The 9,622-nt window shown below is 67.3% G+C and carries 11 protein-coding genes; 3 read left to right on the forward strand and 8 right to left on the reverse strand.

Features of this window, described 5'->3' with window-relative positions:
* Both OXU42_17375 and OXU42_17380 read left to right on the forward strand, forming a co-directional pair.
* Positions 1-221, forward strand: a 221-nt coding sequence (locus OXU42_17375) for an alpha/beta hydrolase (protein ID MDE0031160.1), incomplete at its 5' end; no start/stop codon positions are given.
* Between the two features lie 17 nt (positions 222-238).
* A complete protein-coding gene (locus OXU42_17380; GenBank protein MDE0031161.1) occupies positions 239-835 on the forward strand; it encodes an ATP-dependent Clp protease proteolytic subunit in 597 nt (198 codons plus the stop codon).
* Positions 836-849: 14 nt separating this feature from the next.
* Here the strand turns inward: OXU42_17380 and OXU42_17385 are convergent, their stop codons facing one another.
* The 8 genes from OXU42_17385 to OXU42_17420 all read right to left on the reverse strand — a co-directional run bounded on the left by OXU42_17385 (position 850) and on the right by OXU42_17420 (position 8,908).
* Positions 850-1,959, reverse strand: coding sequence for an FAD-binding oxidoreductase (locus tag OXU42_17385; protein ID MDE0031162.1), 1,110 nt, complete (start codon positions 1,957-1,959; stop codon positions 850-852).
* A gap of 155 nt (positions 1,960-2,114) precedes the next feature.
* Positions 2,115-3,143 (reverse strand): beta-eliminating lyase-related protein, encoded by a 1,029-nt coding sequence (locus OXU42_17390; GenBank protein ID MDE0031163.1) that lies wholly within the window; start codon positions 3,141-3,143, stop codon positions 2,115-2,117.
* A complete protein-coding gene (locus OXU42_17395; GenBank protein ID MDE0031164.1) occupies positions 3,140-4,300 on the reverse strand; it encodes a DUF4115 domain-containing protein in 1,161 nt (386 codons plus the stop codon). Before OXU42_17395 ends, OXU42_17390 begins: the two co-directional genes overlap by 4 nt.
* Before the next feature lie 144 nt (positions 4,301-4,444).
* Entirely contained in the window at positions 4,445-5,404 is a 960-nt protein-coding gene (locus OXU42_17400) for a DUF3179 domain-containing (seleno)protein (protein MDE0031165.1), read from the reverse strand.
* 118 nt (positions 5,405-5,522) lie between these two features.
* Positions 5,523-6,254 (reverse strand): SDR family NAD(P)-dependent oxidoreductase, encoded by a 732-nt coding sequence (locus OXU42_17405; protein MDE0031166.1) that lies wholly within the window; start codon positions 6,252-6,254, stop codon positions 5,523-5,525.
* A complete protein-coding gene (locus OXU42_17410) occupies positions 6,241-7,617 on the reverse strand; it encodes an aminotransferase class I/II-fold pyridoxal phosphate-dependent enzyme (GenBank protein MDE0031167.1) in 1,377 nt (458 codons plus the stop codon). The genes OXU42_17405 and OXU42_17410 overlap by 14 nt, the downstream gene beginning before the upstream one ends.
* A gap of 66 nt (positions 7,618-7,683) precedes the next feature.
* Complete coding sequence (locus OXU42_17415) at positions 7,684-8,487, reverse strand: aldo/keto reductase (protein MDE0031168.1); 804 nt, start codon at positions 8,485-8,487, stop codon at positions 7,684-7,686.
* A gap of 115 nt (positions 8,488-8,602) precedes the next feature.
* Positions 8,603-8,908 carry a zinc ribbon domain-containing protein gene (locus OXU42_17420; GenBank protein MDE0031169.1) on the reverse strand — a complete coding sequence of 102 codons (306 nt, stop codon included), beginning with the start codon at positions 8,906-8,908 and terminating at the stop codon, positions 8,603-8,605.
* Between the two features lie 209 nt (positions 8,909-9,117).
* Here OXU42_17420 and OXU42_17425 point away from each other — a divergent pair.
* Positions 9,118-9,622: acyl-CoA dehydrogenase family protein (locus OXU42_17425; protein MDE0031170.1), on the forward strand; the 505-nt coding region annotated here is incomplete at its 3' end.

Genomic DNA, 9,622 nt, shown 5'->3' on the forward strand with positions numbered 1-9,622 from the left:
TCATGGTGGAGCTGGAGAAGCTCCGCAGCCCGACCAAGGTCATCGGCGCCGACCCGACCTTGCCCTTTTCCTACCTGCCGACGCTGGACCTGAGCCACATCCTGACCGTGGACTACGACTTCGTGCCCGAAACGACACATTTTCTACAGCTTGAAGAACCGGAGAGCTGTGTGGCGATCATGCGCGAATTCCTCGATCGGCACGGCCTCTTGCGTTCCTGACGACAACGCTCATGGCCATGCGAAACCAATTCGAGATACCCACCGTCCTGGAGGACACCGGTCGCGGCGAGCGCGTCTACGACCTCTACTCCCGCATGCTGAGGGACCGCATCGTCTTCCTTGTGGGAGAGATTGACGACCCGGTGGCCAACACCGTCGCGGCCCAGCTCCTCTACCTTGAATCCGAGAACCCCACGCAGGACATCTACCTGTACGTCAACTCGCCCGGCGGGCTGATCACCGCGGGGCTCGCCATCTACGACACCATGCAGTACATCCAGGCGGACGTGGCCACGGTGTGCGTCGGCGAAGCCGCCAGCATGGGCGCGCTGCTGTTGGCCGGCGGCGCTTCGGGAAAGCGTTTTGCCTTGCCCCACGCGCGCATCATGATCCACCAGCCTCTGGGGGGTTACCGTGGGTCTGCCGCGGACATCGACATCCACGCCAGGGAAATGCTGCGGGTACGCGAGGAAGTCAACCAGATCCTGGTCAAGCACACGGGTCAGGACCTCGCGACCATCGAGCGGGACACCGAGCGTGACCGCTACATGACCGCGCCCATGGCCCTGGACTACCACATCATCGACGAGGTCCTCGTCAAGCGGCCGGCGTAAGTGGGCTTCCTGTCTCAGGCGAAGCGAGCAGGGGAGAAGTTGGGGTCGGGGTCGGCGCCGAAGAGGAGATCGGCGGCCAGGGAGCCCACGGCCGCGCTGGTGGTGACGCCGTGGCCGGCGAGGCCCGCCACCCAGAAGAAGCCTTCCACCTTGGGATCCCAACCGATGACGAAGCGGTTGTCGTCGCTGAACGTGCGCAGGCCCGCCCAATAGCGTGCGATGGAGACGTCGGGAAACCTGGGATAGACGGTCGCCAGCCTCTCCGCCAGCAGTTCCATGGCGCGGATGTCCGTGGGCGGGTCGCAGGGTGGCAGGTCCTCCTCGTCACATGGGCACAGCATGAGGCCGCCGGAGTTGGGCTGGAAATAGATCTCGTCCGAGACGTTGAGGCAGAAGGGCCAGTCGCGTTCGACCCAGTCGAGCGGCGGGGTCACGAACAGGTGCCGCCGCCGCGGGTGGAACGCGATGGGCGCCGCGCCGGCCATGACGCCCACGGGCCCGGCCCAGGGTCCGGCCGCGTTTATCACCACGTCGGCGTCCAGGAAACCCTGGTCCGTGGCGACGCCTTGCACGCGTCCGTCGCGCACGCGCACCTCGCGCACGGTCTCGCCGTAGCGGATCTCGGCGCCACCCCCCTGGGCTACCCTGAGATACCCGGAAAGCAGCGCGTTGATGTCGATGACGCCGTCCGAGGCGCACCACACCGCGCCGTCCAGGGCGCCCCCTTCGATCAGTGGAATGGCCGCCACCGTTCTCTCGGGCGACCACAGTTCGACGTCGAGCCCGCGCCCGCGCGCCAGTTCCGCGTCCCGGCACAACGCCTCCCACTGTGCGCCGCGTCCCAGGATCAGGCACCCGATGGTGTCGTACGACACCGGCACGGGCCAGCCGGGCGGGGGGTTGCGGATGAACTCGGCGGACTTCGCCGCCAGGTCCGCCACCGAGGGCTCGGAGAGCACCTGCCGGATGAAGCCCGCGTTGCGGCCGGACGAATGAAAGCCGGCCACGGCTTCCTGTTCCAGGATCACCACCTGCCGCGCGCCGCGGTAAGCCAGGTGACAGGCCGTGGCCGCTCCGGCGAAGCCGGCGCCAATGATGACGTATCTTGCGTCTTCGGGTCCCATTGCGTTCACGGGAAGCGGCAGTCCGGCGTCCTTCGACTTCGCTTCGCTACGCTCAGGACGAACGGATTCAAAGGCGATTACCCGTTCGTCCTGAGCGTAGCGAAGCGAAGTCGAAGGACGCCATCGTACTTGGACGGGCGGCGGCGCGGGCCGCGTCAGCCATGACGCAGCACCTCGCGGATCCGCAGGAGCGCTTCGTGGACGTCGGCGTCCGAAATCTGTAGATGCGTGACCGCACGCAGCCATCCGTTGCCGACATGGTTCATGAGCACACCCCTGCCCCGCAGCGCCTCCACCATCGCCGGTCCGTCGGGAGCGCGCCAATAGACCATGTTGGTGGGCGGGTCCGCGATATCCACCTCAAGCGGACTCCCATTGTGCATGAGCTCTTCCAGGCCGTGTGCGAGGGCGGCGGCGCGGCGGTGGTCTTCCGGCAGGCGCCGCCGATGCTGCCGGACCCCGTACAGCGCGGCCGCGGCCAGGAACCCGGCCTGGCGCATGCCGCCGCCCAGTCGCTTGCGTATCTTGCGCGCGTGCGCGATGGTGTCGCGGCCGCCGGCCAGGGCGGAGCCCACGGGCGCGCCCAGGCCCTTGGAGAAACAGACCGCCACCGTGTCGAAGCCAGCGGCCAGTTCGCGTTCGGAGTCGCCGGTGGCGGCGGCGGCGTTCCACAGCCGGGCGCCGTCACAGTGGGCCTTGAGTCCCAGCCCGTGCGCCGTGGCCACGATGCGCTGTGTCTCCCGGCAGCCCAGGGCGCGGCCGCGGCCGCGGTTATGGGTGTTTTCCACCAGGATCAGCGTGGAGGGGGACTCGTGCAGTCCGTCGGCGCGGAAGCGGCTCGTGATGGCGGCATCGGAGAGCTTCTCCCGGAACGGAATGATGTCGAACTGGACGCCGGAAAGCGCCGCCCCGGCGCCGGCCTCGTAGGCGAAGGTGTGCGATCCTTCCTCGCACAGCACCGAGTCGCCCGGCTGGGTGTGGAGCCGGATGGCGATCTGGTTGGCCATGGAGCCGGACGGCGTAAAGACCGCGGCTTCCTTGCCCAGGATGCCCGCCACCTCTTCCTCCAGACGGTTGATGCTGGGATCCTCGCTGTAGACGTCGTCCCCCACGTCAGCCGCGGTCATGGCCCTCAGCATGTCGGGTGTGGGCGTCGTTACCGTGTCGGAACGGAGGTCGATCATGGGTTTGCCTGCTCGGGGCGCGGCAGCTTGTAGTTCCGGATCACCTGTCCGGACCTGCCGACGGCCGGAAGCTCTTCCTCGTTGAACTTGAGGCGCACCCCGCCGGCGTTTCCGAAGGTGATGCTGAACCCGGTGTCGGCGGACAGCGTGGCGCTTTGACCGGGGTTTAGCATGAAGTCGCGCGACGGTTTGTCGTCCACCCAGATGCGCAGCCAGGAACGGGCGTCGGCCACGATGGTGAGTGTGTGCGTGGCCCCGGCGCCGTCGGTTGGCGCCGGCTCCAATCCGCTCGCCGCCACGGTCGTTGCAGGCTCCGTCTCGGCGGGCGCGGCTTCCGCGGGTTCGGCGCTTGCGGTCGCAACCTCGGGTTGCGTCTGCTCGGCCCGTGGCTCGGCGGTTTCCCCTGTCTCCGAGGCAGCCGCGGTCTCCTCCGCCGCAGTCCGCTCCGGCGCCGGCGTCGCGGCAAGCTCCCGCGGGGTCTCCGGCTGAGCCTCGGCGGGATCGGCCGGCACCGCGGGGGCATTCTCAACCGCGGCCACGGGTTCAGCGGACGGCTCCGGCGCGGCGGCGGGTTCCGGGTCCGCGGCGGGCGGGCTTCCCGCCAACCCGGGTTCGGCGGGCGCGGTCTCGTCGGCTTCCGGTTGCAGCACCGAGTCCTGGTCCGTGCTCGGCAGAGGCGTTTGAGTGGCGACAGGGGCCGGTGAGGAGGGTGTCACGGCGATTTCCGGCGGGGCGTCGGCGGGCGGTGCTCCCACGTCCGGACGTTCGGTGAGCGTGCGGACAAGATTGCCCACGTTCACCAACGTGGGATCATAGATGTACAGGCCGGCGGCGACCACCAGCAGGACCACCAGCACGGCGACCGTCGCCGCCTTCCTCGAACGAGGCTTCGTCTCGGGAGGCGCGGGCGAGGCGTCCACGGCCCGGTTTTCGCGCACGAACTGAGCCGCCAGCGTCTCCACCTCGATCTCGAGGTACGCGGCGTAGGTGCGCAGGAAGTGGACCATGTAGAGCCGGTCCGACACCAGGCGATCGTTTCCGCCGCCTTCCAGGATCTCCAGGTAGTACTGCGGAATGCGCGTCGCATCCGCGGCCTGGTCCAGCGTCAGTCCCTTTTGCTCTCGTGCTTCCCGGATATAGTCGGCAGTGGCGCTCACGAATCTTGGAATACCTGTTGCCCGGCGTGTCGTGGGCCGCTGGGTTCGCCGCGGCGTGACGTGCTCGGGGCTCGTTCCTGCACTGACTTTATAATACGATTTGTCGGTGCAGGCTAGGGAAGCCGGCCGCTGGGGCTCTCCGGACTAGTTCGCGGTGTCGAAGATCGGGGCGCCGGGGTAGAACGCGACGAACCGGTCGTTCAGGATGGGATTGTACAAGAGCTGGCGGAGTTTCCGCCCCTTGAGCTCCCCCTCCACCGCTTCGCCCCGCAGCCACGACCACAGGCTCCCGGTCTCCTTGTCGCGCAACAGGACGTTGCCCTGGGCGTCCTTGCGTTCCGACTGTTCGAAGGTAAGGACGCGCCCGTCCAGCTCCCGGCGCCACGCGGTGCCCGTGGCGTCGTCCGGCGAGTAGTACACGACCACCTTGGCGTCGTTGAACTCGTCGTTGACGAGGTTTTGCCGTTCCAATACCCCGTAGGGATAGAGCTTGGCCTTGAGCTTCACCAACACCGCGAGTCCCAGGATGTCGCTCTGGAAGGGACCGACGTAGGTGCCCATGAACCCGCCGCGGCGGTAACCCGGCAGCACCTGGGTAAGCGGGTAGTTCTTTTTCCAGTTGGCCCAGGTCGTGACCGTGGACGGCATGAAGTCGAGCTTCTTGCCCTTGAGCGGGCCGTGCGCGGCCTCGCCGGTGACGTGAACCCACAGCGACTCGGTCTCGCGGTCGTACATGATGAACGAGTTTTCGAAGAGAATGCCCGCGTGCCCGAAGCTCAGCACCTTGTCGTCGAGTTTGCGTCTATACACGATAGACGTTTGGCACAGCGGTCACCAGGAGACCGCGATGGGCACCCCCCCTATGGTGTCGTTGCCCAGCTCGTGGACCCCCATGATGGTGATGGGATAGGCCTTGGCCTCGCCGTTGTGGGCCACCCCGATGATCACGTCCCGATCGAAGATGACTTCCTGTTTTTCCGCTTCCGCGGCGCTCAGCATCTTCGGATCGTCAAAGACCGGGAACGCGTCCCGCGGCACCGCCTGCCAGCCGATGGGCTGGGCCGCCGCTGTCGCCGCCAGCGCGGTCAAGGCCGTGGCGACCATCCAGGCCGTCGCTGATTTTCGCAACATGGTTTCACCTTGCTCCTTTCGTGTCATGGCTCAACGACCGCGATCGTCCTGTACCCATTATTCACCATTACCGCGCCGGAGGCCACCGGGCCTACTTGCGGTGGAATCCGAGGACCTCTCCGGTGATGTAGTCGCTGTCGCTGGACGCGAAGAAGACGAACGCGGGCGCCACGGTCTCGGCGGGGGCCGGGTTGGGCCGCACATCGGGTATTCCCTCGCGCTCGCGGAAGTCGGCGATGGCGTCGGTCATGCGCGTGTCCGCTATCGGCGAGATGCAGTTGATCTGGATGTTGTGGGGCTTCATCTCGTTGGCGACGTTGAAGGTCAGCGTGATAATGCCGCCCTTGGCGCTGGCGTAGTCGGATACGCCGTTGGACGGCCGCAGCGCCGCCGGGCCGGTCAGGTTGATGATCTTGCCGGACCGCTGCCGCTTCATGATGGGCAGCACCGCCTGCATGCCGTTGAAGGTGCCCTTGAGGTGGACCCGGATGGTCTCGTCCCACTGTTCCTCGGTGATGTCCTCGAACCTCTTGAGCGTCAGGACCCCGGCGTTGTTGACGAGGATGTCGAGCCGGCCCCAGCGTTCCTCCACCTCCCGCACCAGCCCGTCCACCTCCGTCCGCTGCCCGACGTCCACCATCCGCGCCACGCATTCGGTTCCCAGCGCCGACAGCTCGCGCTCCACGGTGTCGAGAGCCTCACGGTCGCGGGCGCCGGTAACGGCCAGCACCGCGCCCTCGCGGGCGAAGGCCAGCGCCACCGCCCGGCCGATGCCGCGGCTGGCGCCGGTGATGATGGCGACCTTTCCCTCAAGCCTGCCCATGAGCCTGTCTCCTCTCCGCCAACTCGTTCACCGTCTGCGACAGTCTCCGGCACAGCTCCGGCAGGTCGGCGCTCTCGACGCTGCAGAAGGCGATCCGGAGCCCGTTCATGCTGTCCGTGTCGAACGGCACGGTGCCCACGCCGTGCTCGTCCAGCAAGTGGTTGGCGACGTCCGTGGCCCTGAGCCCCGACTCCGGCCGCAGGGTGATGAAACAGAAGAAGCCGCCCTGGAACGGCTCCACGGTCACGAGATCGGTCTCCATCCTCCCGAGCTCGTCCTTGAGGGTCCGGTAGCGTTGCTCCAGGAGCTCGAAGGTCCGCTGCCGCTCCACCATCAGCCGCTCCATCTGCTCCATGGCCCTCGTGGCCACCGCCTGGGTCACTGTCGAGTTGTTGGAGAACAGTCCCCGGTTGACGCCCGAGAACTTGTTGTCGAGCTCCGCCGCCACGGCTTCCGCGTCGTCCTCCGAAAGCCACTCGTCGGGACAGGCCAGCGTGATGGCGCCCGCGCGGGCGCCGTACCAGAGGAGCTCCTTGGTCACGCCGTCCAGCTTCACCGGCAGCAGGTTGGAGCGCGGGCGGCACAGGTAGAACAGCGACGACTGCATGGCGGCGGGGTCGTAGACGTAGCTCTCGTAGGCGTCGTCGAACAGCACCACCAGCCGCTTCGCGGTCCCCTCCGCGAGTCCGTCCAGCGCCTCCACCAGCCGCCCGCCGGCTGCGGCGGACGGGCAGAAGCCCGTGGGGTTGTTGGGGAAGTTCAGCAGCACCACGGCGTTGTCCTGCTCGAGCCATACCTTCCGGATGGCCGCGACGAGGCCGGCGACGTTCAGGTCGCCGGCCTCGTACAGCGGGAAGTCGGCGATGCGGATGCCGAGGTTCTGTCCGAGCACGTGGTCGTAGTTCTCCCAGCGCCGGTCGGCCGTGATGATGCACCGGCCCGGGTCCACGAACATCCGCGCGGCGATGCTGATGGCGGCGGTGATCCCGGGGGTCAGGACCGGCGGATGCAGTTGCCGTTCCAGCCTCCCGGACTGGTCGCCCGCCCGCGCCAGGATCCACTTCCTCCATGCCGAGCGGAAAGCGGGGGTGCCCGCTTCCGGCGTGTACGGAAAGATCTCCTCGGTTTCCAGCCCGTTGAAAAAGGAGTGGATCAGGGGCGCGCAAAGGGTGATCTCGCGGTCGCCGCCGTCGGGGTACACCGTGCTTTCCCGTCCCCGGGCCGAGCCGATGGTGGCGTTGATGCGCGCCTTGGCCCTGGCCTTGCCGGTCCAGTAGAGAATGCCCTGCGGGTTGTGGATCGTCTTGCCGAACCCGGAGAAGAACTCCATGGCTCCGGTCCGGGTCAACGCGGGAAAATCCATCGGTTGCCTCGATTCTCGACGGCGGCGGGAAACCGCCGGTTCACCGCCCTCCGCCGTGTGCTGCGGTCAGGCGAAGGCCCGGTCCAGACGGGCCATGTCTTCAGCGGACAGGCGCCAGTCGGAGGCGCCGCAGTTCTCGGCGGTCCGGGAGACGCTGTCGGACTTCGGGATGGCGATGACGCCGTCATGGGAGATGCACCAGTTCAGCGCCACCTGGGCGGCTGTCTTCCGGTGCTCTTCGGCGATCTCCTGGAGCACCTTGGCGCCCCGGGACGAAAACAGGCCGCGTCCGGCCGCCAGCCGGCCGCTGTCCAGTGGCGTGTAGGCGATGATGGTGACGCCGTGGCGCTGGCAGTAGGGCATCAGCGTCCGCTCGATTTCCCGCCGCCGGAGGTTGTACAGGACCTGGTTCGACACGATGGGGTGGTGACTCAGGGCGGCCCGGGCGTCGGCCAGCTCCTCGGTGGAGAAGTTGCTGACGCCGATGTAGCGGATCCGGCCGGTATCCACGAGGGTCTCCATCGCCCGCATGGTCTCCTCGATGGGAGTGCTGCGGCTCGGCCAGTGGACTTGGTAGAGGTCGATGCAGTCGATCCCCAGCCGGCGAAGGCTGGCGTCCGCGGCCCGAAGCACCTGGTCGTATCCCAGGTGGTCGCCCGACACCTTGCTGGCGATGAACACCCGCTCGCGCATGCCCTGGACGGCTTCCCCCACCACGTCCTCGGTGCGGTACATCTCGGCGGTGTCGATCAGGTTGGCGCCCAGCTCGATGCCGTGCCGCAGCGGCTCGACGCCGCCCCGGTATTGCCAGACCCCCAGGCCGATCTCGGGCACCTGGACTTCCGTGCGGCCGAGTGTCTTCGTCTTCATCGGGTTCTTGTTGTCGAGTCCCGGCGAGGCCGGGGTGCGGGATGGCCCGCCGCAATCGGATGCCGTGCGGGGCGTGGCGGGCGATCCGGAGACGGGCGGACGTGGGAGGTCACGACTAGGATGCGGTACCGGCCGCGCTGTCGCCGGACGACGACTTCTCGGACTTCTTGCTCTCCGTGGACTTGCCGGAGTCGGAGGACTCCTTGCCGCCGTTGGCCTCCGCCTTGTCTCCGTTGGAACCCTTGCCCCGTCCGTAGTCGGTGATGTACCAGCCCGAGCCCTTGAGTTGGAAGGACGTGTTCGAGATGAGCTTCCGGACCTTGCTGCGACAGGACGGGCACTTCTTCAGAGGATCCTCCGTGATCCGCTGGGTCACCTCGAACACGCCGCATTTTGAACAGTTGTACTCGTAGATGGGCATAGGCCGGCCTCGCGCGGGTGGGTTATCGGAAACATAGACACTGGCCATGCGGTTGTCAATCAGGCCCTCCGGCCGCACCGCCGGAAGGCGGACACGGGGTGCGGAACCGGCGAAGGGGCGCCCGGCCCCGGCTTGACCTCCAGCCGGGCGCGGGCTTATGTTACGAGCCATCTGTCAGCCGGACCCAGGCAGCAAGGAGGAGATGAAGAATGGATTTCGAGCTTCCCGAAGAGATCAAGATCATCAAGAACACCATGCGCGACTTCGTTGAACGGGAGCTGATCCCGCTGGAGCGGGAGTTTCGCCCGGAGGGCGAGGAGATGCCCGAGGAGCTGTACAAGCCGCTTCAGGAAAAGGCCAAGGCCCTGGGGTTCTGGATGCTCGACATCCCCGAGGAGTACGGCGGCGCCGGGCTCGACCTGTTGACGCGCTGCGTGATCCAGGAGGAGGTCTCCCGCACCATCGCCATCCCCTTCCGCAACAACCCGGTCTTCGGCCCCGAGGCGCGCGGCATCCTGTTCGAGCTGAACGACGAGCAGAAGGAACGCTATCTCTACCCCGTGATCCGCGGCGAGAAGACCGCCTGCTTCGCCCAGACCGAGCCCGACGCCGGCGGCGACCCCGCGGGCATGAAGACCCGGGCGGTGCTGGACGGCGACCACTGGGTGCTGAACGGCACCAAGCGCTTCATCAGCAACGCGGGCTTCTCCGACT

The organism is Deltaproteobacteria bacterium, assembly GCA_028818775.1.
GTDB lineage: Bacteria > Desulfobacterota > Binatia > UBA9968 > JAJDTQ01 > JAJDTQ01.

What these genes read in the sequence shown, in the direction of transcription:
- OXU42_17380 (MDE0031161.1), top strand. Translation starts at nt 239, where the DNA reads ATGCGAAACCAATTCGAGATACCCACCGTCCTGGAGGACACCGGTCGC.
- OXU42_17385 (MDE0031162.1), bottom strand. Translation starts at nt 1,959, where the DNA reads ATGGGACCCGAAGACGCAAGATACGTCATCATTGGCGCCGGCTTCGCC.
- OXU42_17390 (MDE0031163.1), bottom strand. Translation starts at nt 3,143, where the DNA reads ATGATCGACCTCCGTTCCGACACGGTAACGACGCCCACACCCGACATG.
- OXU42_17405 (MDE0031166.1), bottom strand. Translation starts at nt 6,254, where the DNA reads ATGGGCAGGCTTGAGGGAAAGGTCGCCATCATCACCGGCGCCAGCCGC.
- OXU42_17410 (MDE0031167.1), bottom strand. Translation starts at nt 7,617, where the DNA reads ATGGATTTTCCCGCGTTGACCCGGACCGGAGCCATGGAGTTCTTCTCC.
- OXU42_17415 (MDE0031168.1), bottom strand. Translation starts at nt 8,487, where the DNA reads ATGAAGACGAAGACACTCGGCCGCACGGAAGTCCAGGTGCCCGAGATC.
- OXU42_17420 (MDE0031169.1), bottom strand. Translation starts at nt 8,908, where the DNA reads ATGCCCATCTACGAGTACAACTGTTCAAAATGCGGCGTGTTCGAGGTG.